This is a genomic window from Paenibacillus sp., assembly GCF_035645195.1.
In the GTDB taxonomy this organism is placed as follows: domain Bacteria; phylum Bacillota; class Bacilli; order Paenibacillales; family YIM-B00363; genus Paenibacillus_AE.
This window is the reverse complement of sequence record NZ_DASQNA010000025.1, coordinates 216,089-239,129: the sequence shown is the minus strand read 5'-3', so window position 1 is coordinate 239,129 and position 23,041 is coordinate 216,089. Positions and strand designations below refer to the sequence as shown.

Genomic DNA, 23,041 nt, shown 5'->3' with positions numbered 1-23,041 from the left:
GTATACAATCAATCGTAAGCAGATTGAAAGGGGTTGCAAAAGTCGATGTCGGAGAAGAACAACGACGGCCGGAAAGCGACTTGGATTTGGTACCCGGGCGATTTCGAAATCAGGCTGCACGAGAAAGCATCGGTCAGACGCAGAGCTCGCGGCGTCATGTATCCGGCGTATTGGCGGCTCGATCGGCATTATTCCAACGTGAGATTCCGCTATACGTACGAGACGGCGCAAGAGGAGCGAATCGCGATCGCAGCGGAAGGGACGTTCTCCGTCTATTTGGACGGCAAAGACAATTACCGTTCGAACGCGGAAGCGCTCACGCTTCCCGCCGGCTGGCACGAGCTCGTCGTCAGCGTGTTCAACGATGCGGAGATGCCGGCGCTGTACATCGAGGGAGAAACCGTGAACACGGACTCCGCATGGGAAGTAAATTCCTATCAGAACGATTGGGTGCCGGCGGCATCGTGGACGTTCGATTCGCCGGACGACCGTCCGTCCAAGTTCCGCCTTGCCGTCGCCGCGCAGGAGCCTAAGACGATAGACTTCCGCGACGGATATCCGCTGCTGGACTTCGGGAAAGAAACGTTCGGCTACTTGCAGTTTCATAGCATTACGGGCGAGGGGACCGTACGCATCTATTACGGGGAGTCTCTGGAGGAGGCGTTATCTCCGGAGGAATGCGTTTCCTTGGATCGGTTCGACGCTTCCGACGCCGCGGCCCGCGCTCAAGGCGGGGTTTACGCGCTCGAAGAAGGGCGGGCGTTCCGGTACGCGTGGATTCACGCCGATAAGGGCGTGCGCTGGGAGCGCGTTTCGCTGCTGTACGAGTATGTGCCGCTCGAATACCGGAGCTCGTTCGAGTGCTCGGATCCGAAGCTGAACGCCATTTGGGAAATGTCCCTATATACGCTCCACTTGAATACGAGAGAGTTTTTCTTGGACGGCATCAAGCGGGACGGCTGGGTATGGTCCGGCGACGCCTATCAAGCGTTCCTCATGAACTACTACAGCTTCTTCGACCTCGACGTCACTCGGAGAACGTTGGTCGCCTTGAGGGGCAAAGATCCGGTGACGATGCATATCAATACGATTTTGGATTATTCGTTGTATTGGTTTATTTCGCTGTACGACTATTATTTGTACACCGGCGATTTCTCCTTCATTCGGCAGTATTACGACCGCGCCGTCAGCCTGATGGAATTTTGTCTCGCGCAGCGCGACGGCGAAGGATTCATCGTCGGCAGGCCGCAGGATTGGGTGTTCGTGGACTGGGCGGACCTCGACAACAGCGGCGCCGTCAGCACGGAGCAGCTGCTGTTCGCGCGCAGCCTCGAAGCGATGAGCTTGTTCGCATCGTTGATGGAAGATGCCGCTTCCGCCTCGGCGTACGGAGCGCTGGCGGAGGAAGTCAAGGAGGCCGCGCTTCGCGCGTTCTGGGACGAAGTCAAGGGCGGCCTCCTGCATCATCGGGTCGACGGCGTCACGAAGCCCGCGTTGACGAAGCATGCCAACATGTTCGCGCTGCTTTACGGGTATTTGTCTCCGGAACGGCGGCGGAGCGTCATTCGGAGCGTCATGCTGAACCCCGACGCGCCGCGGATCAAGACGCCGTATATGCGGTTTCACGAGCTGGCGGCGCTGTGCGAGAGCGGAGAGCACGACTATGTGCGCCGGGAAATGCTGGATTATTGGGGCGGCATGATCGATTTGGGGGCGACGACGTTCTGGGAAGAGTACGATCCGTCCCAAGAAGGCGGCGAGCATTACGGCATGTACGGCATGCCGTTCGGCAAAAGCTTGTGCCACGCTTGGGGCGCCAGTCCGATTTATTTGATCGGAAAATATTTCCTCGGCGTCGCGCCGACGTCCCCGGGCTACGCAACGTTCCGCGTCGCGCCGAATCTCGGCGGGCTCGCCTATATGAAAGGGACGGTGCCGACCGGCGAGGGGCGGATCTCCGTCGAGATGGACCGATCCTCGATCCGCGTCGAAGCCTCGTCGGGAACGGGCGTCCTGACGTTCGCCAGCGCCGCGCCGCCGGCATGCAGCGAAGGCGAAGCGCGCGCGAGAGGCGACGGCACGTACGAAGTATCGATCGAGCCGGGGATAACGTACGTCATCGCGTACGAAGCGGCGACGATTCCATAGGTAAAGGGGCGATTTCGCCGGCCGCACGAGGCCCGGCGAATTGTGCCCCGTTTTCACGTTGCAACGAGCGAATCGGAGGCGATCCCCATGGACCATCGAAGGTACAAATGGTTTGTCTTTTCCCGCTTTCGCCGGATCCGCACCCGTTTTTTGACCGCGATGATTTTCCTGACCGTGCCCCCATTGTTCGTTCTCGGGTACGTGTCCTACAACGTCGCCAAAAATACGCTGATGGAAACGAATACGCAGAAAAACGAAGACCATCTTCGCACGTCGAGCGAGGTGGCGGATCTGCTGTTTCGGAACATGATTCATCTCAGCCGGGCGATCGTCATGGATGAACCGATCCGGAGCGATCTCGTGAACAGTACGGGCCGCACCGAACAGGAGCAAATCGCGATCCGGATGCGAATGCACAGCCAAATACAACGGTTGATCAACAACAATTTCCTCGATTCGAGGTTCGTCGAGTCGGTCTGTCTGTTGAACCTGGAGCTGGATCCGTACTGCATCGGCCGCTCCGACGATACCGGCATATACGAGAGCGGGGACCGACGCACCGCGATTCCGAGGGAACCATGGTATGCGACGGCTTCGGAAGCGCGCGGCCGGACCGTGTTTTTCAGCTATAACGTGCTCGGCGACTCCGACAAGTCGTTCTCCGCGGTGAAGCTGTACCGAGACCCGTCCAGCTTGAACGGAGAACCGATCGGCATGGTCATCGTCAACGTATCGAAGACGGTGTTCGGCACGATTTTCGCGAAAACGAATCCGTATGGCGGAGAGTTCCTCGCGATCGACGGCTCGGGGGAGCGCGCCCAGGTCGTCTATTCGGCCCAACCGCTGCCGCCGGGCTTGCAAGGGGAAAGCACGCTGGCTTCGATCGAAGAACGGTTGAAGCGGGAAGGTTTTTTGATCAGCCGGTACCGTAACGAGACGACGCAGTGGATGTTTCTGCACTTGATCGAAATCAAAGAGCTGTTGCAGCCTTCGAACCAAATCGGAACGTTCACTTCGCTCATCGCTTCTTCGATCGCGTTCGTCGCGATCTTGTTTTCGTTCCTTATCTCGAGCAGCATCACCCGGCCGCTGCTGCAGCTGAAGAAAATGATGCTCGAATGGACCAAAGGCACCCGGGAGTTCGCGGAGACGTTCGAGCAGGACGAGGTCGGCGCGATCGGCGAAACGTTCAAACGGATGGCCGCGGAAAACGTCGAGCTGAACGAGAAACTGCTGAAATCCGCACTGAAAGAGCGCGAAGCGGAATTGCGGGCGCTGCAGGCTCAAATTAAGCCGCATTTTCTTTACAACACGCTGGACTCGATCTACTGGATGGCGACGTTAAACAAAGACCCGAAAGATATCGCGCAAATGGCGCTGTCGTTGTCCGAGAGCTTCCAATTAAGCTTGAACAAAGGGCAAGAAACGATTCCCATTTTCAAAGAGTTAAAGCATATCGAGCATTATTTGACGATCCAAAACATCCGGTACAACAACCGGTTCGCCTACATTCAGGACGTCGACGAATCGATCATGGGCGTCGGCATCTTGAAGCTGCTGCTGCAGCCGCTGGTCGAGAACGCGATTTACCACGGCTTAGAGCCGAGGGCCGGACCGGGCACGATTCGCGTTTCGGGCAGGCGGGACGGCGAATGCATCGTCTTTACGGTGGAAGACGACGGGGTCGGGATCGACGATGTCGCGAAGACGGAGCAAGGCTACGGGCTGCGCAACGTCAAGGAGCGGTTAGCGCTGTATTACGGGGAGTTCGGCACGCTCGACATCTCGAGCCGCCCCGGAGAAGGAACGAGGGTCGCCTTGCGGCTGAAGCCGGAACGATAAGGGAGGGAACGACACATGTTGAAAGCGGTTGCGTTCGACGACGAGTACCTTGTGTTGGAAGGCCTTCAATCGATGATCGACTGGCGCGGCTTCGGGATCGAATTCGCGGGCACCGCAGCGGAGGGCGTCGCGGCGCTGGCGCTGTTCCGCCGCGAACGGCCGGACATCGTGCTGACGGATATTCGGATGCCCGGCATGGACGGCCTGCAGCTGGTCGAAGCCATTTTGAAGGAAGCGCCGGAAACGTACTGCATCGTGTTCAGCGGGTTCAACGAATTCGAATACGTGAAGCGCGCGATCCAATTGGGGGTCGCGGATTATTTGCAGAAGCCGATTTCCGTACAAACGATCGAGCAGGCGATCCGCAAGTCGCTCGACAAAATTCGGACCCAGCACGAAACCGCCGTCTTGAAAGAAAAGTGGGAGGACAGCAAGCGGGAGCTTCTCGAGAAAGCGACGTTGGATCTGCTGCTGCTCGGCGAAGACGCCGTACGGAAGTGGCGGGACTATTTCGGTCCGGAGGCCGATCACATCGCCTGCGCGACGATCCTCGCCTGTTCCGATGCGTTCGCGCTGCCGGAGCAGCCGGAATATCGGACGGTCGCGCTGCGGAACGGCGAGGAGCGGCTGACGGTCGTCTTTCACCTGCTTCCGCCGACATTCGAGTTTTGGGATCGGATCGCAGAGGAGACGGAGCAGTCGGAACTCGTCGCCGGGGCCGGACGCACTGTGTTCGATCTGTCGCAAGCCGCCGTCGGTTACCAAGAAGCGAAACGGGCGCTGCGCTGCGCGTATTTCCTAAAGATGAAGGGCCTGCTTCGCTTCGAGCAATTAGGAGACATTCTAACGGCGCCGGACGGGCTGAGCGAGCGGGAAGAGGCGATCACGCTGAAGATGCGCGTCGGCGACCATGACGGCTTGATGGAAGAGGTCGATCGGTTTATCGCATGGATTCAAGAAGAGAAGGTGGATCCGGAGGTTGCCGAACGGGAAATGGTAAAGCTGATTTACTTGGCGCTGGAAGTGTCGAAGGAGGGCGGGGCGGAGCGGAGCCGCGAGCGATTTGTGCCGCACGTCGAAATCCGCGACATGCTTGCGAAGGGGAAAATGCTGGAATGGTTCCGCGAGAAGATGGAGGAGATCGCGGCTTGGTCTCTCGAAAGCAGGGAAACGAGCAAACACGGCGCCGTAGGGAAAGCGCGCGCCTTCATCGCGGAGCACATATCCGCAAACTTGTCGCTGGAGGAAGTCGCGGAGCATGTCGGAATGAACCCGTCTTATTTGAGCGTCCTATTTAAGGAAGTCTTGGGGGAGACATATATTCGGTATGTGACTCGCGAGCGGATGGAGCTGGCGAAAAAGCTGTTGTCCAAAGGCGTCAAGGTCAACGATGTTTGCGAGCAGGTCGGATACCACTCGTACCGGCATTTCTCCGAGGTGTTCAAGAAGTTCACGGGCTGTACGCCGGGACAGTACAAAGAGGAGCAGCCGTTCCTGAAAAAAGCGGGCGCCGCTCCGACCTAAAGAAACCGCAGGTCAATCTATGAAATGAGGCAGTGCCGCCGCGGCGCTGCCCTTTTTATAATCGAATTACAGGGAGCCCAATCCCTAGGCAAACACTTGAAGAGGGGGATCCACATGCGGAGTACGAAAAAGAATGCCGCTAGTTTACTCGTCAGCGGCGCGATGTTGATCAGTTTGCTCGCGGCTTGCAGCGGCGGGGCGGAGCCGGCGTCGAAGGAAGATGGAAGCGCTTCCGAAGGTGCCGCGGCGGCGACGACGTCGGAAACGGCAACGGAAGCGGCGGCGAAGGAAGAGGCCGCGCCCGAGCCCGTTACGATTTCGTTGTTGACGGACAATACGCAGGATGCAGTGAACGGCGCGAAGGCTCTGATTGAAGCGTTCCAGGCGAAGTACCCGCACATCACGGTCGAGCACGAGACGCGGCCGCAGGGGGCAGAAGGCGATAACTTCGTGAAGACGCGCCTCGCTACCGGCGATATGAATGACGTGTTCTTCTACAACTCCGGTTCCTTAATGCAGGCGTTGAATCCGGAGCAAAACATGGTCGACTTGACGAACGAACCGTTCCAAGCGAACGTCATCGATTCGTTCAAACCGACCGTCACGTTCAACGGCAAGGTGTACGGCGCGCCGGTCGGTTCGACGATGGGCGGCGGCTGGTTTTATAACAAGAAAATATATGCGGACCTCGGGCTGTCCATCCCCAAAACGTGGGCGGAGCTGATGGAGAACAACGACAAAATTAAAGCGGCCGGCCTTACGCCGATCATCGGATCGTACAAAGAAACGTGGACGTCACAGTTGATCATGCTGGCGGACTACTACAACGTGCAGGCGCAGGTTCCGAATTTCGCGGCCGATTACACCGCCAATAAGGCGAAATACGCAACGACGCCGGCGGCGCTGCGCAGCTTCCAGAAGCTGGAGGAAACCGTCGGATACATGAACAAAGACTTCCTCGCCACGACCTACGACGGCGGGTTGAAGATGCTCGCCGAAGGTCAAGGCGCCCACTATCCGATGCTTACGTTCGCCGTGCCTGCTCTCGTGCAAAACAACCCGGAGCAGATCGACAACATCGGCTTCTTCGCGCAGCCGGGCGACAGCGCGGATCAGAACGGGTTAACCGTCTGGATGCCTGGAGCCGCCTATATATACAAGAACGGCCAGCATATCGAAGAAGCGAAAAAATTCGTGGAGTTCGTCGCCTCCGTCGAAGGGATCGCGGCGATGTCCCAAGTGTCGAAGCCGTCCGGTCCGTACGTCGTCAAAGGCGCGGAGATGCCGGAAGATACGCCTCAGGTCATTCTCGACATGCTCCCGTATTTCGAGAACAACATGACGGCGCCGGCGCTGGAATTCTTGTCTCCGATCAAAGGGCCGAATTTGGAGCATTTCACGGTCGAGGTCGGCTCCGGTCTCCGTTCGGCCGAAGACGCCGCGGCCGCCTACGACAAGGACGTCGAGAAGCAAGCGCAGCAGCTCGGTCTGGAAGGCTGGTAATCGGCATGGAATCGGTTCGGCCCTGCGCATGCTGGCAGGGCCGAATTCACGACAGGACATGAGGAGAGAAACGCGATGAACAAGGTCGTCAAGAAGACCTATACCTATTACTTCATCCTGCCTGCGGCGCTCATTTATCTCGTCATCTTCATTCTGCCTACCGTGATGTCGTTCTTCTTCAGCATGACGAGATGGACGCTGGCGGACTGGGAGTTCATCGGACTGGATAATTTCGTAACGTTCTTTCAGGAAGCCTCGCTGAGCATCGGATTTCGAAATACGTTCGTCTACGCGGTCGTGACCTGCTCCCTCAAAGTCGTTCTCGGCTTGCTCCTCGGGGTGTTCCTCACGACCAATATTAAAACGAGAGCGTATTTGCGATCGGTCGTTTTCTTCCCGACGCTGGTGAGCACGATCGCCGTCGGGATCGCGTTCAGCATGATGATGCACCCGTCGCAAGGGTTGTTCAACGTCGCGCTCGGAGCGTTCGGCATCGTCGGCCCCGATTGGCTGGGGGACACCCGCATCGCGCTGCTGTCCGTTGCCCTCGTCGACGTATGGAAAGGCGTCGGATTCGCGACGGTCATCTACATCGCCGGCATTATGTCGATTCCGGAGGAATATTACGAAGCGCTGCATATCGACGGCGGCAACGCTTGGGATAAATTTTGGAACATTATCGTGCCGCTGAGCCGTCCGGCCACGAATGCCGTTATCGTACTTGCGTTCATCGGCGGCCTGCGTTCGTTCGACCTCGTCTGGACGATGACCAGAGGCGGACCGGGCTTTACGACGGACTTGATCGCTTCGATCATCTATAAACAGTACCAAGCCGGATTTTACGGTCTGGCTACAGCCGGCAACGTCATCTTGTTCCTCTTCGTCGCGCTGCTGGCTTACCCGCTTACGATGTATCTGAATCGGAAAGAGGTGGACTTATGAAACGCGCCGCCCCGAGGATCGTCGTCGAAACGGTCGCCGTGCTGCTCTCCGTCGTCATTTTCTGGGTTCCGCTCTATTTCGTGTTCGTCAATGCGCTCAAAGACAGCAAAGAGGCGTCCGCACTCAACATGGCTTGGCCGTCCGCCGTTTACTTGTGGGACAACGTTCGGGAAGTCGTGAGCGCGCGCGACTTCATGCTGCTGCGCGCGTTCTACAACAGCACCTTGCTGACGGTGTTGTCGATCGTCGTGATGGTCGTCGTGTGCGCGATGGCGGCGTTCGTCATGCAACGCAGGAAAGATCGGTACACGCCGTGGATCACGTTTTTTGTCCTGGCCGGGCTCATCATCCCGCCGGCGATCGTGCCGACGATCTGGGTGCTGAACGGGCTCGGACTGTTCAAAACGATGACGGGGATCGTGTTGGTCGAAGTCGCGCTCGGTTTTCCGTTCGGCGTGCTGCTGTACCGCAATTTCATGGCCAGCATTCCGAGGGAAATCGACGAAGCCGCGATCATGGACGGCTGCGGCGGCTTCCGGTTGTTTTTCCGTATGATTTTTCCGCTGCTTCAACCGGTCACCGCGACGATCATCGTCACCTCGTCCGTTTCGATCTTCAACGACTTCACCAACCCGCTCTATTTTTTTCCGGGCTCGAAGAACGCGACGGTGCAGCTCACCTTGTACAACTTCATGAGCCAGTTCGTCTCGCAGTATAACCTGCTGTTTATGAACATCTTGCTCATTACGATTCCGCCGCTCATTTTGTTCATCTTCTTCAACAATAAAATCGTCGCGGGCATGACGGCCGGGTCGGTCAAGGGATAGAGGGACGCTTCGCTTATCGCAAAGGGGGTGGTCGCTAAGTCGGACAGGCGCGTCGGCAGTTAGCAGCATATTCAATCCAGGGAAGGATGAGGTATTTTGCGGAACGCCGGATTTCGAACGATTGCAAAAACATGTCTTGCGGCTGTGCTGGGGCTGTCGCTGATCGGAAGCGGGGCGGCGCCGTACGCGGAGGCCGTGCAGGGCGGCGAAGAGGAAATCGTCTTCCAACGGCAGGTCGGCGGCGTATTCGACGGCATGCCGCTGTTCGACGGGAACCCCGATCACTTGGATGCGTTCGTGGACGCCTATTTCGCATACACGGGGCTTGAGGGACCCGCGGTGTACGCGACGGGATCGCGCAATCATTACACGCTGCAGCGGGGCGCCAACGCCGGGAAGGTCATTCCGGGGGCGCTGTCGGCCGCCGACAACGTGCAGGGGGTCTCTACCGATTTCCCGGCGCTCGTCGGCATGGGCCAAACGTGGAACAAACAGCTGCTGTCCGACATCGGCCGCGTGATCGGGAGCGAAAAAATCAGCACGCTCAAAGTGAAACAGGGCGAATCGAACATCCATGGGGGCCCGAACGCATCTACGACGGTAGCCTTCACGGTGGAGACGGATTTGCGGATCAACCCGTTAAGCGGCCGTTTCGACGAAGGCTATGCGGAGGATCCATACTTGGCCGCCACGCTGGTCGATCGGATGGCGGCCGGCCTCGGCGGAACCGACCTGCCGGAAAGCGACGGCGGCTTCTGGATGCGCGCGGCCGTCGGCACGAAGCATTACTCCGTATACAACTCGCAGTGGTACCGCTTCTCGGCCAGCAACAGCGCTGGCGCGAGGGCCCTGTTCGAATACCAGACGCGCTCGGCGCTGCCGGCGCTCGCCTCCGGCTCGGTGTCCGGCGTCATGACGTCGTTCGGCCGGACGAACGGCATCCCGAATATTTTGTCTCCGATTCAATTGCATGCGAACAACTTCGCGAAGTACGGGGCGTACAGTTCGCCCGACTTCAACGCGGATGCGCATGTGTTCGGCGAAAACACGCAGGGGAACGGCTACGACACGAAGTACGCCGTCGACCGCACGCATGCGACCGTTCTGATGGCGCTCGCGAAGGCGAACGCCGGCAGACCTTCGCCGAATCCGGCTAACGGTCTCGCCGACGTGCTCGCGCTGGTCGACGCCGTCGAACAGGGCTTGTACGGCATCACGAAAGAGGATTTGATTGAAGCGGCGCGTCCGCACGTCAATCAAATGGTGCGCGTCGGCATTTTCAACGAGGTCGACGAGAACGGCATTCCGAAGTACTACCCGTTCGCGCCGTACGCGAAAGACGTATCGGCGACGCAGTCGACGTATCTCGTGCCCGAGCATCAAGAGATCGCGCTGCAGGCCGCGCGGGAAAGCATCGTGCTGCTGAAGAACGACGGCGCGCTGCCGCTTAGCAAGAACGAGTCGGCGGCGATCTCCGGCATTTACGCCGACGCCCGGTTCAAGCCGACGGCTTCGCTGCGGGACACGCCGCCGCTTCCGAATTCGGGCATCTCGCCGCTGCTCGCGATCATTAAGGAAATCGGAAGCGGCAACGTGTCTTATGACACCGGCGCAGCCGTCATCGGTTTGACGTCCAAGCTGAACGGAAAGACGGTCAGCGCGGATCCGAGCGCGCCGCCGGAAGGCGCGAGCCTCGTCACGACTTCGGAGCCGCTCGACCCGTCGAACGCCGCGCATCTGTTCGAATTGTACGATTGGGGACAGGAAGGCTCGAGCTTGCGCTCCGTATTCAACGGCCGCTGGGTCACGTCGCCGGGCGCGGCGAACGCGGCCATCGGCAACACGGACGGCACGGTGCTCAACATCACGAGCAACGATTGGAGCCAAGAGTTGCTGCTCGGCAATACGAGCACGATTCCGCCGAGACTTCGCATCGAACCGAATCAGGACGGGACCGTCTCCATCGTTACGAACGGCTTCCGCACCGGATTTTCCGGGGAATTTTCGAACTGGTATTATGTGAACGGCAGATTCGCGATGACGAGCGGCGACGGGAAGCTCGTGACGTCTCCCGGAACGCTGACGAACGCGACGTTCGCCGCCATCCGCGGGGACAACGTGAAGTTCGAGAAGACGGTCGTGAAAGACGTGGGCGAAGAAGCCGCGGCGCGCGCGGCGGTCGACGACTATGCGATCGTGTTCGTCGGCGCCATTCCGCGCCACAGCGCCGGAGAAGGGAACGATCGTTCCAGCTTGAATATGGGCGAAGCCGATTATGAGCTGGTCGACGCCGTATCCGCCGCCTTCGCGGCGCAGGGCAAGAAGACGATCGTCGTCGTTCGATCCAGCTTCCCGGTCGGGATGGAGCCGATCCAGAACAACCCGAACGTATCCGCGATCGTGTACCAACCATACGGCGGGCAGTACGATGCCGTCGCGCTCGCGGATGTGCTCTACGGCGACTACGCGCCGACGGGGCGATTGACATCTACTTGGTACGCGGATCAATCCGCGCTTCCGTCCATTAGCAAGTATTCGATTCCGGAAGGCAACACCGCGGATGTGCTGGGTCACACGGTCGATCCTCGTTTCACCGTCGATATGGCGAACGCCGATCCGGTCGAAGCGGAGCTGACGTACATGTATACGAAGGCCCCGGTTACCTATCCGTTCGGATACGGGCTGTCGTACAGCAGCTTCACCTTCAGCGATTTTGCAGCCCCGGCGAACGCGCGGGCAGACGCGCCGTTCCAAGCGACGGTCAACGTTACGAACGACGGAGCGGCAGCCACGTCCGAAGTCGTCCAGCTCTACGCGAGCAACCCTGCGTCCGCTTACGGCCCATACGCGCCGCAAAAGCAGCTGGTCGCTTTCGAGAAAGTGTTCCTCGCGCCCGGCGAAACGAAGCCGGTCACCCTTGAGGTCGACCCGCAAGTTCTCGCGATTTGGGACGTCAACGCAGGCAAGTTCAAGGTGGAGACGGGCGAGTACACGTTCATGGTCGGCGCGTCGTCGCAGGACATTCGCGCGTCGCAAGCCGTCGCGATCGCCGGCGACTCGCTGGCTGCGCTTCCGACGAACAAACCGTTCAACGTATTCGACCATGCGTTCGCCTCCGACGAGGTCGTGTACCATGAAGTGTCCAAGGCGCGCACGGCCGAGAATCTGAAGGCGGAAAAGGTCGTCGGCGGCTACTACGCCGTTCGTTCCAAGCAGGCCGGCGCTTGGGTCGCGATTCCGAAGACGGTGTTCGCCGGCTCGCGATCCGTTACGGCCAGCGTCGCGACGGACGGTCCGGGCGGCAAGATCACGCTTCATCTCGATTCTCCGGACAGCGCGCCGATCGCGACCATCGACGTGCCGACGACGGGCATGAGAACGTACACAGTGAACCATACGAATGTCACGGTAAAAGAGTTGGGTTATACGGACGTCGCCGCCGATCTATCGGATGCGAAGCTCGCGGGGCAGCATACGCTGTACGTCGTGTTCCACGCGCCGGACCTGCGCATCGACAGCTTGGCATTCGAAGGAGCGTCGCGGAAGAGCGACAAGCAATAACGAAAAGGGAGAGAGACGGGAGCCGCGGCTCCCGTCTTTTTTTGCGGCGACTTGCCTTTTTCCGAATAACAAACCATTAGACGCCCTGCTAAGAAATTGCCTCGCAGGACGTTCGTCATCGTAACCAAAAACAAAAATTTCACAAATAAACGACAAGATCGTCTTCTGTTTCAGTGAAATGAAAACACTTACAATTGGAGGGCAGAAAGGTTAACGACATTGGAAATGGGGGAATTCAGCAACATGGGCGCATTATTTCAGAGGCTTAAAACGGTCGCCGTCGCGGCGGACAGAGCCATCGAGACGTTCGCCGTCAGCGCCGTGGCGTTAATGACCTTGATCGTAACGCTTCAAGTCATTACCCGGAAACTGTTTCATTTCGTCTTTTTTTGGTCAGAGGAAATTACGCTGCTGCTGTTGATCTGGTTTTCGTTCCTGGGCATCGCCATCGGGTTTCGGGATCGTCTGCATATCGCCATGGATGCGTTCGCGAACCGGCTGCCGAAGCCTTTTAACAAGTTTCTAGATAAGTTGATCCCGCTGTGCAGCTTCGGCTTCGGCGCGTTCCTCGTCGTGAACGGCTGGGAATTCACCGTGCTGATGGGGAACAACACGATGACGGCCACCGGCTGGTCCAGCAGCGTCATGTACGTCATCATGCCGATCACGGGGGTCATGGTGTGTATCTACTCCATCCTTCATTTGCTCGGAGTCGACACGGTGCAGCACAAATCTTTGGATGAGGTGGCGGGAGAATGAGCTACACGATACCGATCATCGTACTTGCCGTCAGCTTCGTGGGCTTGATCCTGCTGCGGTTCCCGATCGCGATGGTATTAGCGCTGTCGTCGCTGCTCGTCGCGCTTACGTTGGACTTGCCGCTGGCCGTCATCGGGCAGCGCATGGTGCAGGGGGTAAATTCGTATTCGCTGCTTGCGATCCCGTTCTTTATTTTGGCGGGCCAAATTATGAGCGAGGGGAAGCTGGCGGTCCGTTTGATCAATTTGGCGCAGCTGACCGTAGGAGCGATCCGAGGCGGGCTCGCCATGGTCAACTGCGTCGCCTGCATGCTGTTCGGCAACATTAGCGGCTCCGCCGCCGCGGACGCGTCTTCCGTCGGCTCCGTCATGATCCCGATGATGAAAAAGAAAAAGTACGACGCCGATTTTTCCGTGGCGGTCACATCCGCGGCCGCGATCCAGGGCGTCGTCATGCCGCCGAGCCATAACATGATTTTGTATGCGCTTGCCGCGGGCGGGGTTTCCATCTCCAGCCTGTTCCTCGCCGGCATCGTTCCGTGCTTGATCCTGCTCGTCTCGCTCATGACGACCTCGTACTTCATTGCGCGGAAGAGAGGGTACCCTAAAGGCGAGCCGGTAAAACTGAAGGACGTGCCGAAAATCGTCGCGGACGGATTTCTGTCGATGTTCACGGCGGTAATCATCCTTGGCGGCATCTTCTCCGGCTGGTTTACGGCGACGGAGTCGGGCGCGATCGCATGCGTCTACGCGTTCATTCTTACGTTCTTCGTATACCGCGATCTGCCGTTATCGCACGTGAAGGTCATTTTTCTGAAAACCTTCCGGACCGTAGCCATGGTATTATTTCTAATAGCGGCCTCCAGCGCCTTCGCTTGGGTGTTAACGTACCTGAAAATACCGGCGATGCTGACCGAAGGTTTGCTGGCGATTTCGGACAACCCGATCATCATCTTGCTGATCATTAACGTGCTGCTCTTAGTTTTGGGGGCGCCGCTCGATATGGGGCCGCTCATTCTGATCATGACGCCGATCTTGTTCCCGGTCGTGACCTCGCTCGGAATGGACCCGGTCCACTTCGGCATCGTGCTCATACTGAATTTGGGCATCGGTCTCATTACGCCTCCGGTCGGAACGGTGCTGTTCGTCGGAAGCGCCATCGGGAAAGTAAGCATCGAAGCGGCTACCAAGCGGTTGATCCCGTATTTCTGCGTCATGGTCGCCGTGCTGCTGCTCATTACGTACGTACCGGCCATTTCTTTGTGGCTGCCGAATTTGGTTAACGGCGGCTTGTGACGGAACAAAAATTTTGCAAAAGTACGCCAAAATTGTACATGGCACACTGTATACGCTTTCAATATACTCAACAAGAAAGCGTTTTACTTCACAGACGAAAGGGGTAACACACATGTTTTGGACAAAGAGAAACAGAGGCAGCGTCATCGCCGTCGCATTGGCCGCGCTGCTCGTCAGCGGCTGCGGCGCAGGAGCGAACTCATCCGGAGGGACGGCGCAATCGGGAACGTCCGGTTCCGGCGCGAGCGAAGGGCCGACCTACTCGTTCCGCCTCGCGGAAACGCACCCGGCCGATTATCCCACGACGAAGGGCGACGTCAAATTCGCCGAGCTCGTGAAAGAGAGATCGAACGGGCGCATCACGATCGAGGTGTTCCCGTCGGCGCAGCTCGGGGAGGAGAAAGCGGTCATCGAGCAGGTACAGCTGGGCGCGATCGAATTTACGCGCGTCAGCACAGGGCCGATGGCGGAATTTAACAAAGATTTCGGGGTGTTCAGTCTCCCGTACATTTTCGACAACGACGAACACGTATGGAAGTTCTTGTTAAGCGATAAGGGCATGGGTCTGCTCGACACCCTGCAGTCGTCCGGCTTGCAAGGCCTTGGGTGGTACAGCTCAGGCGCCCGGAGCTTCTACTCTTCGAAACCGATCACGAGCATCGAAGATTTGAAGGGGCAAAAAATTCGCGTCATCGAAAACAAGCTGAACCTGGCGATCATTAGCGCGCTGGGCGCCAGCGCGACGCCGATGCCGTACGGTGAAGTGTACAGCTCGCTCCAGACCGGCGTTCTCGATGCCGCGGAAAACAACTACCCGAGCTATTACTCCAGCAAGCATTACGAGGTCGCGCCGCATCTGTTATTGGACCGTCACCAGCGGGTTCCGGAGGTGCTGCTTGTTTCCAAGACGGTGTGGGATAAGTTGTCCGCGGAAGATCAAGCTCTCATTCGGCAAGCCGCTCTAGATTCCATCGAATACCAGCGCGAAGAGTGGGCGAAGTACGAGAAGGAATCCGAGGACGCCGTGCGCGCCGCGGGCGTCACGATTACGGAGGTCGAGGACCTTACGCCGTGGAAGGACGCGGTCAAGCCGGTCATCGACAGCTACCGCGCCGAATTCGGCACGATTCTCGAAGCGATCGAAGCAGCGAAATAAAGCGAAACGAGAGACGCCCTAACGGGGTCTCTCTCTTTGCTTCAGCAGGGATTCGGGCGGGCGAGGGAGAAGAAGTAACTTCAAATTCAGCGCAAGGACGGTGCGAGGGGCATGAACCGACAATTTCTTACCAACATCATTCGCAAAGCGCTGCTCCGCGACAAACCGCTCATGACCAAGCTGACGGCGTACTCCGCGCTGCTCGTCGTCGTTCCGATGCTGATGGTCGGCATCATCTCCTACCGGGAATCCTCCCGGACGTTGGAGTCCGAAGCGAGGCAGTACAGCTGGCAAATTATCGAGCAAGTCAAGATGTACATCGAGGATTATTTCCGCGATTTCGAAATCAGCACGTTGAAGATCGTCAATCACCCGGATACCGTCGCCTTCCTCAAGCTCAAAACGCTGGAAGAAGTCAACGACGCGGAAATCGTTCCCGCCGTGCGCGACGTGCTGAAAAATTCCGCTTACTCGCAATCGGACGTGATCAATATTACGTTGATTCTGGACGGAATCCAAACGATCCATTCGGCGGTTCAAGACGGGGTGTCCAGCGTGAACGGCATCGAAGAGGAATACTGGTACCGCACGATGCCGGTGACGGGCAGGCCGAAGGTGTACAGCCGGATCATCGACTGGAACGGAAGGAAGGAGCCCGTCGTGTCGATCGTGAAACGGATCGCCAATCCTCAAACGCTTCAGGCGTTCGGCATGCTTGTCATCGACGTGAATTACAAACGCTTACATGACGTCGCCCGCAAAGTAAAGCTCGGGGAAGCGGGTCAAGGATTTCTGTTTATATTAGACGAACAAGGGTATTTCGTGTACCACCCGAATGCGTCCTTCATCGGCACGATGGCGAATCCGGACATCGTGCGGTCCATCGGCAGCCGCGCGAGCGGTTCGTTCATCACGGAAGCGGACGGCGCTAAGACGCTGCTGACGTTCAGCCGCAGCGAAACGCTGCAGTGGCAGGTCGTCACCTCGATTCCGTACGGCACGCTAATGAGGAGCAGGGAATATATCGGCGGCATGATTTTCGGGACGACCGCGGCGTTCATGGCCGTCGCGCTCGTGCTCAGCTTCACGTTCGCCGCCAGTCTCGCAAGGCCGATTCGCAAAATTTACTACTACATGGGCAGGGTCGAGAACGGCGATTTCAAGGGAAAGCTCCCCGTCGAATCGACCGACGAAATCGGAATGCTCGCGCGAGGCTTCAACCGGATGGTGGACCGGCTTTCCGAGCTGCTCGAGGAAGTATACTTCTCGAAAATGCGGGAGACGGAGATGCACCTAAGACAGAAGGAAACGGAGCTGCGAATGCTCCAAGCGCAAATCAACCCGCATTTTCTGTACAATTCCCTCGATACGATTCGCGGCATGGCGCTCGAGCACGATGTCGAAGACATCGGTTCGATGGCCGCCGCCTTGGCCCGCTTGCTGCGGTATAACGTCAAAGAAGCGGGAGCCAACGTCACCGTTCGGCAGGAGGTCGAGATCGCGCAGCTCTACCTGCGCATTCAGCAGTATCGTTTCGATGAGCGGCTCGCGTTCGAGTTCGACGTGCCGCCATGGGCGCTGCAGCAGCAAATTTGCAAATTTACGATTCAGCCGATCATCGAGAACTGTATCGTACACGCCATGGAGCGCAATTTAGGGACAACGTTGATCCGGATCTCCGCCGCGCTGCTGCCCGATCGGCGGTTCGAGCTCCGGATTTCGGACAACGGCCCCGGCATCCCGCCGGAGACGCTCGAACGGCTTCAACGTCGATTGGAGGACGAAGCGGAGGCCGGGGACGACGCGCATATCGGAATGACGAACGTGCAGCGACGTATTCGACATGTATTCGGGAAGCCGTGCGGGCTGCGCATCGACAGCGTCGAAGGCATCGGCACGCAGGTGGGCGTCATATTGCCTTATGAGGCGGAGCAGGGGGGAGAAGGATGAACTATCGTATCGTGCTGGTAGAGGATGAGAAATGGGTGCGCACCGCCATCCGCAAAGTGGCGGAGAAGATCGATCTGCCGATCGGCATCGTATACGAAGCGTCGAACGGGTTAGATGCGTCGGAGTGGTTCAAGTCCAACGACGCAGAACTCGTGTTAACCGACATTCGCATGCCGGTCATGGACGGATTGGCGCTTCTGAAAGAGATGAAGCAGAGCCGTCCCGACGTCGACGTCGTCATCGTCAGCGGTCACGACGATTTCGGTTACGCGCAGCAAGCGATGCGGCACGATGCCTTCGATTATTTGTTAAAGCCGGTCGAGCAAGAAGAGTTGGAGACGTGCCTGCGGAAGTGGATCGATAAAAGAGAACAGTCGGCGTCGGCGGGGGCGTGGAGAGAACCGGACGTGAACGTTCACGAGTTATCTCCGGTCGATCAAGTCATCCATTACATCGAATCGAACCGCCTGTACGACATGTCGTCGGCCGAAGCGGCGGACTGGGTCCATCTGAACCCGAGCTATTTCAGCAAGCTGTTCAAACAGACGAAAGGAACGACCTTCACCGATTACGTGACCGCGATGCGGATGAAGGAAGCTGCGAGATTGTTGGAAATGACGTCGCTGCGCGTGACGGAAATCGCCGAGCGGCTGGGGTTCGCGGACGCGGCGTATTTCACCAATTTGTTCAAAAAAACGTTCGACCTGCCCCCGAGCGACTACCGCAAACAGCGCTTGGCGGGGAAATAATGCTGGCGCAAAGCGGCGCGCCCGCTTGACGCGAGCGCAGCGAAGGTGTAAAAGGGACGGGAGGGAATTTGCGGATTCGCAAGAAACGACGAAAGCGCGGGGAGGATTCGAACGTTGGTACAGCTTGAATACTTAGACCGAGGATTGATAGCCGCCGTCACGTCGGAGGGGGTATTTCTCAGTTGGAGATTGCTGGGCACGGAGGTTACCGGCTATAGCGGCCAAGGGTTGACGGGCGCCGATTTCAACCTTTACCGGGACGGGACGTTGATCGCGACGATTCGGGACAGCACGAACTATTTGGATCGCGAAGGGTCGCCCGAATCCGTTTATTATGTATGCGCTTTAGTCGACGGCCGCGAAGCGGATCGCAGCGCGGAGATCGTCCCTTGGCGGAGCGCGTACTGCGAAATTCCGCTCCTGAAGCCGGAGGGCGGCGTAACGCCCGCCGGGGAGGCGTACACTTACGCCGCGAACGATATGAGCGTGGGGGACGTGGACGGCGACGGCCAGTACGAGTTTTTCGTCAAATGGGATCCGTCGAACGCCAAAGACGTATCCCATTCCGGCTACACCGGGCCCGTATACATCGATTGCTATAAACTGGACGGAACGCTGCTGTACCGAATCGATCTCGGCGTGAACATTCGGGCGGGCGCGCATTATACGCAGTTTCTCGCATACGATTTCGACGGGGACGGCAAAGCGGAATTGATGCTGAAGACGGCGCCCGGAACGAAAGTCGTCCGATTCGATTCCGGCCGAAATCCGGTCTCCGAAACGTATATTACCCTGCTTCCGGAAGATGCGGCGGCCGGGTACGGCCATGAGGACGACTACCGGATCAGCAGCGAGGATTACTACGAGCATATTGTGCGGCTGTTCATGGGCTGGCATGCGCACGAAGAAGTCGCGAACGGGCATTGGCCGGCGACATTGGAGCAGTGCTTCGGCATCGAGCGCCGGTACGATTATCCGTTGTCCCGCGAGGACGCGGAACGGCTCGCCGATTACTTCCTCGACGTGTATGCGCCGAGCCGGAGCGCCAAGAACAACTTGCGGAGAATCGAAGGCTTCGTCTTGAGCGGTCCGGAATACTTGACCGTATTCCGCGGCGAGACGGGGGAAGAGTTGACGACGATCCGCTACAAGCCCGAACGCCATGACGACGGATTGATGTGGGGCGATTACTCGTGGAACCGGATCGAGCCGGGGAACCGGGTCGACCGTTTCCTCGCCGGCGTGGCGTATTTGGACGGAAAGAAGCCCTACGCGATCTTCGCCCGCGGTTATTACACGAGAGCCGTCGTCGCCGCGTATGCCTGGGACGGCCGGCGGCTTGAGGAAACGTGGTGCATCGACAGCGGCTGGGTGACGATGGATAACCCGTTCCGAGATACGCTGCGCCTGCAGGACGGCCGGGACGAACGATCCGGCGCGCTCGCAAGGCAAGGCGCGCATTCCTTGAGCGTCGCGGACGTGGACGGGGACGGCTGTCACGAGATCATTTACGGAGCGGCGACGATCGATCATGACGGGACGCTGCTGTACAGCTCGACGGACGTGCTGCCCGAAGGAAGCGCATCGCCTGGCTTCGTCGCCAAGCTCGGCCACGGGGATGCGCTGCATGTGGCCGATATCGATCCGGACCGCCCGGGACTGGAAATTTTCATGGTCCACGAGGGCGGAGTGCATGCGCCGTACGGATATGCGCTACGCGATGCGGCCACGGGCGAAGTCATTTACGGCGGCTTCGCCGCCGACGACGTCGGCCGCGGCATGATCGGTCAGGTCGACCCGAGGTACAGGGGATTGCAGACGTGGTCGAGCGAAGATATTTACAGCCGGCAAACGTTCGGTTTGATGACGGCGACGGGCGAACAGATCGATACGAAGGTGCCCGGCACCAACATGAGCATCAAATGGGCGGCCGATATGACGACCCAAATCGTCGGCGGCACCTTCGACGATCCCGTCGTCATTGAAGATTGGCGGCGCGGACGGCTGCTGACGGCGGAAGGCACGAGGTCGAACAACGGCACCAAAGGGAACCCGTGCCTCGTCGCGGACGTCTTCGGCGATTGGCGCGAGGAGCTGCTCGTTCGGACCGCGGACAGCTCGGCGATTCGCATTTACTTCAGCACAGAGATCACCGATCGGAAATTGTATACGCTGATGCACGACGCTCAGTACCGAACCGGCGTCGCATGGCAGAACGTTGCGTACAACCAGCCGTGCTATCCGAGTTTCTATTTCGCGTCCGACATCGATTGGTCGAAGGTGCCGATTCCGGAGCTTAGGCTGCCCCGAGCGGCCGACAACACAACCGAGGAGATGAATCGTATGGTAGAGCATTTGGTGCTTTTCAAACTGAAACCGGGCACGACGGAGGAGCAGCGGCGAACGGTCGTCGACACCTTGAAGCGCCTGAAGTCGATCGACGGCATCGTGGACATGTCCGTCGGCATCAACCATTCCAAGGAAGGGAAGAGCCAAGGTTTCGAGGTGGGCATGCGCGTTCGGTTCCGGGACCAAGCGGCGTTGGAAGGCTATCTGCCGCATCCGCAGCATGTCGGGGTGGTGGACGAAGTCCGCGAGTATTTCGATGACGTCATCGTCGTGGATTACGACGCTTAAACAAACCGCAACCTCCATCGAATCGGACCGTGCGTGCCGGTAAAGCAGGCCGGTTTCGGCGAGGAGTGTTACATTAAAGAACAGAATGCGGAACGGTAGGGAGTGGACGGAAACGTGTGGATGTTGTACGCCATATTGGCGGCGTTGTGCTTTGGATTTCGGGGAATTTTGTATCATTGGACGTCGCAGCGGGGGTTGGATCGCAATGCGATGCTGTGCGGCGTGTTCGCGACCGGCATGGTCATCTCGCTGCTCGCCGGCGCCGCGTCGGGGCAGGCGTGGACGCGGGAAACGCTGATCGGCATCGTGATGGGCGTCTGCTCGTTCAGCGCGAACGCCAGTTTGTATAAAGGGTTCGCCGTCGGGAAAGCGTCCATTATCGCGGTATTGACCGCTCTGCCCGCGGTCGTCGTCGTCGGTCTCGCCTACATTTTCTGGGGCGAGACGCTGTCTCTTTGGCAGACGGTCGCGTTCGTCGTCATCGTGGCCAGCCTCGTCATGATTCGATATTCGAACGATATCTCGCTGAAAAATTTGCAAGGCGCCCAGTGGGGCGTTCTCGCGATGGTGTTTTTCGCCTTCAACGACGTCGCCGGGAAGCAATCGACCTTACTCGGCGCCAGCATGCTGCCGACGTTGTTTTTCATGTTCTTGACCGGCAGCGCGCTGTTCGGCGCCAGTTGGTGGGCGGAGACGGCCCGACGCCGCGCCGCCGGCGTACCGGCCGTCGCCAATCGTCTCGGCTGGGGCGATGGAAAAGTGTTTCTGTGGGGCATGGTCGTCGGCTTGACGAATTTGGGGGGCATGGTGCTCATTCTCGAGGCGTTCGCCCGCGGGGTGACGGGGCTCGTATCGGCCGTCGTCGCGATGAACATCGTACTGATCCTCGTTTACACGAAAGTGTTCGTCAAGGTTTCCTTCAAACGGCTTGAATTGGCCGGCATGACCCTCGCAATCGCAGGCATCTTGGTGCTGAAAGCGTTGGGCGGATAGCATGTTACAATAAGGCTGAGCTTTAATCTCGAACGTAGGAGGCTTCCCATGCTGTATCGAAAACTAGGCCGTACGGACGTCAGCATTCCTGCAATTGGTCAAGGAACTTGGAAGTTCGGCGAAGACGCGAGCCGCGAGAAAGACGAAATCGAAGCGCTGCGGTTCGGAATTGAACACGGTCTTACCTTGATCGATACGGCTGAGGATTACGCGAGCGGCGGTTCGGAGAGAGTCGTCGGGAAGGCGATCCGGGATTTGAACCGGGACGATGTGTTCCTCGTCACGAAAGTGGCCGCCAGAAATTGCTCTTACAAAGGCGTATTGGCGTCGGCGGAGGCGAGTTTGGAGCGGCTGCAAACGAGCCATATCGATTTGTATTTGCAGCATTGGCCGAGTTCGGAGCACGAGGTTTCGGAAACGATGGCGGCCATGGCCGAGCTTGTCCATAAGGGATGGGTCAAGTACATAGGGGTCAGCAATTTTTCCGTATCGTTAATGCAAGAAGCGCAGCGGCACTTAGGCGGCGTCCCTCTGGTTTGCAACCAAGTAGCGTACCATTTGAACGATCGTCATATCGAGGAAGAAATTTTGCCGTTCGCAAGGGAGCGCGGAATTACGATCATGGGCTATTCCCCGTTCGGGTACGCGCCTCATGTGTTCGGCGGGAAAGGCTTCCCCGAAGCCGGGACGAAGGAGCGGGACGTCTTGGATTCGATCGGAGCCAAATACGGGAAAACGGCGTACCAAGCGGCGCTGAACTGGGTGCTGCGGCAGGAAGGGTTGGTCACGATTCCGAAAGCCGCGAGCAAACACCACATCATGGACAATTTGAACGCGATGGGCTGGGAAATGTCGGCGGACGATTTGGAGCAAATCGAGAGGACGTTCCCGAGGGGCGCTCGGCAATAAGCGACGACGGTCTGTTCTCAGGTTGGAACAACCTTAACGCACGCACGCGTTAAGGTTGTTTTTTCGTAAAATAAGGGTTTAGGGCGCGTTATTCCGCGTCTTCTTGTAAAAAGCTTAGGAGGATCGATCCTAAGCTTTTTTTCTATGTGTCGGCTCTAGGTAAGATCAGTACACATGGGTTGAATTGTATTACAACCATATAGATCTTTCATAGATACATCATACAAGTTTTAATAATAACCAAAA

15 protein-coding genes are annotated in these 23,041 nt (G+C 58.2%); all 15 read left to right on the top strand.

Features of this window, described 5'->3' with window-relative positions:
• The first annotated feature begins 45 nt into the window (after positions 1-45).
• The 15 genes from VE009_RS13650 to VE009_RS13580 all read left to right on the top strand — a co-directional run bounded on the left by VE009_RS13650 (position 46) and on the right by VE009_RS13580 (position 22,795).
• Positions 46-2,148: an alpha-rhamnosidase gene (locus VE009_RS13650; protein ID WP_325008460.1), complete on the top strand. Its 2,103-nt coding sequence runs from the start codon at positions 46-48 to the stop codon at positions 2,146-2,148.
• 87 nt (positions 2,149-2,235) lie between these two features.
• A complete protein-coding gene (locus VE009_RS13645) occupies positions 2,236-3,990 on the top strand; it encodes a sensor histidine kinase (protein ID WP_325008458.1) in 1,755 nt (584 codons plus the stop codon).
• A gap of 15 nt (positions 3,991-4,005) precedes the next feature.
• On the top strand, positions 4,006-5,514 hold the full coding sequence (locus tag VE009_RS13640) for a response regulator (protein ID WP_325008456.1): 1,509 nt from the start codon (positions 4,006-4,008) through the stop codon (positions 5,512-5,514).
• 114 nt (positions 5,515-5,628) lie between these two features.
• The gene (locus tag VE009_RS13635) at positions 5,629-7,017 is read left to right on the top strand and encodes an ABC transporter substrate-binding protein (RefSeq protein WP_325008454.1); all 1,389 of its coding nucleotides are present in this window, start codon (positions 5,629-5,631) and stop codon (positions 7,015-7,017) included.
• A 75-nt stretch (positions 7,018-7,092) separates the two neighbouring features.
• The gene (locus VE009_RS13630) at positions 7,093-7,959 is read left to right on the top strand and encodes a sugar ABC transporter permease (protein ID WP_325008452.1); all 867 of its coding nucleotides are present in this window, start codon (positions 7,093-7,095) and stop codon (positions 7,957-7,959) included.
• Positions 7,956-8,786, top strand: coding sequence for a carbohydrate ABC transporter permease (locus tag VE009_RS13625; RefSeq protein WP_325008450.1), 831 nt, complete (start codon positions 7,956-7,958; stop codon positions 8,784-8,786). Before VE009_RS13630 ends, VE009_RS13625 begins: the two co-directional genes overlap by 4 nt.
• Before the next feature lie 96 nt (positions 8,787-8,882).
• The gene (locus tag VE009_RS13620) at positions 8,883-12,347 is read left to right on the top strand and encodes a glycoside hydrolase family 3 C-terminal domain-containing protein (RefSeq protein ID WP_325008449.1); all 3,465 of its coding nucleotides are present in this window, start codon (positions 8,883-8,885) and stop codon (positions 12,345-12,347) included.
• A gap of 243 nt (positions 12,348-12,590) precedes the next feature.
• Positions 12,591-13,106, top strand: a complete 516-nt coding sequence (locus VE009_RS13615; protein ID WP_325008447.1) for a TRAP transporter small permease — start codon at positions 12,591-12,593, stop codon at positions 13,104-13,106.
• A complete protein-coding gene (locus VE009_RS13610; protein ID WP_325008445.1) occupies positions 13,103-14,401 on the top strand; it encodes a TRAP transporter large permease in 1,299 nt (432 codons plus the stop codon). The genes VE009_RS13615 and VE009_RS13610 overlap by 4 nt, the downstream gene beginning before the upstream one ends.
• 112 nt (positions 14,402-14,513) lie before the next feature.
• On the top strand, positions 14,514-15,557 hold the full coding sequence (locus VE009_RS13605) for a TRAP transporter substrate-binding protein (protein ID WP_325008443.1): 1,044 nt from the start codon (positions 14,514-14,516) through the stop codon (positions 15,555-15,557).
• 111 nt (positions 15,558-15,668) lie between these two features.
• A complete protein-coding gene (locus VE009_RS13600) occupies positions 15,669-17,507 on the top strand; it encodes a sensor histidine kinase (RefSeq protein WP_325008442.1) in 1,839 nt (612 codons plus the stop codon).
• Positions 17,504-18,256: a response regulator transcription factor gene (locus VE009_RS13595; protein ID WP_325008440.1), complete on the top strand. Its 753-nt coding sequence runs from the start codon at positions 17,504-17,506 to the stop codon at positions 18,254-18,256. The genes VE009_RS13600 and VE009_RS13595 overlap by 4 nt, the downstream gene beginning before the upstream one ends.
• Before the next feature lie 114 nt (positions 18,257-18,370).
• Positions 18,371-20,893, top strand: a complete 2,523-nt coding sequence (locus tag VE009_RS13590; RefSeq protein WP_325008438.1) for a Dabb family protein — start codon at positions 18,371-18,373, stop codon at positions 20,891-20,893.
• Positions 20,894-21,013: 120 nt separating this feature from the next.
• Positions 21,014-21,886, top strand: a complete 873-nt coding sequence (locus tag VE009_RS13585) for an EamA family transporter (RefSeq protein WP_325008685.1) — start codon at positions 21,014-21,016, stop codon at positions 21,884-21,886.
• Positions 21,887-21,934: 48 nt separating this feature from the next.
• Positions 21,935-22,795, top strand: coding sequence for an aldo/keto reductase (locus VE009_RS13580; RefSeq protein ID WP_325008436.1), 861 nt, complete (start codon positions 21,935-21,937; stop codon positions 22,793-22,795).
• Positions 22,796-23,041: the final 246 nt, after the last annotated feature.

Bases quoted from the DNA above. Each gene is read 5' to 3' on its own strand.
- VE009_RS13650 (WP_325008460.1), top strand. From the start codon at position 46: ATGTCGGAGAAGAACAACGACGGCCGGAAAGCGACTTGGATTTGGTAC.
- VE009_RS13645 (WP_325008458.1), top strand. From the start codon at position 2,236: ATGGACCATCGAAGGTACAAATGGTTTGTCTTTTCCCGCTTTCGCCGG.
- VE009_RS13640 (WP_325008456.1), top strand. From the start codon at position 4,006: ATGTTGAAAGCGGTTGCGTTCGACGACGAGTACCTTGTGTTGGAAGGC.
- VE009_RS13635 (WP_325008454.1), top strand. From the start codon at position 5,629: ATGCGGAGTACGAAAAAGAATGCCGCTAGTTTACTCGTCAGCGGCGCG.
- VE009_RS13630 (WP_325008452.1), top strand. From the start codon at position 7,093: ATGAACAAGGTCGTCAAGAAGACCTATACCTATTACTTCATCCTGCCT.
- VE009_RS13625 (WP_325008450.1), top strand. From the start codon at position 7,956: ATGAAACGCGCCGCCCCGAGGATCGTCGTCGAAACGGTCGCCGTGCTG.
- VE009_RS13615 (WP_325008447.1), top strand. From the start codon at position 12,591: ATGGGCGCATTATTTCAGAGGCTTAAAACGGTCGCCGTCGCGGCGGAC.
- VE009_RS13610 (WP_325008445.1), top strand. From the start codon at position 13,103: ATGAGCTACACGATACCGATCATCGTACTTGCCGTCAGCTTCGTGGGC.
- VE009_RS13605 (WP_325008443.1), top strand. From the start codon at position 14,514: ATGTTTTGGACAAAGAGAAACAGAGGCAGCGTCATCGCCGTCGCATTG.
- VE009_RS13600 (WP_325008442.1), top strand. From the start codon at position 15,669: ATGAACCGACAATTTCTTACCAACATCATTCGCAAAGCGCTGCTCCGC.
- VE009_RS13595 (WP_325008440.1), top strand. From the start codon at position 17,504: ATGAACTATCGTATCGTGCTGGTAGAGGATGAGAAATGGGTGCGCACC.
- VE009_RS13585 (WP_325008685.1), top strand. From the start codon at position 21,014: ATGTTGTACGCCATATTGGCGGCGTTGTGCTTTGGATTTCGGGGAATT.
- VE009_RS13580 (WP_325008436.1), top strand. From the start codon at position 21,935: ATGCTGTATCGAAAACTAGGCCGTACGGACGTCAGCATTCCTGCAATT.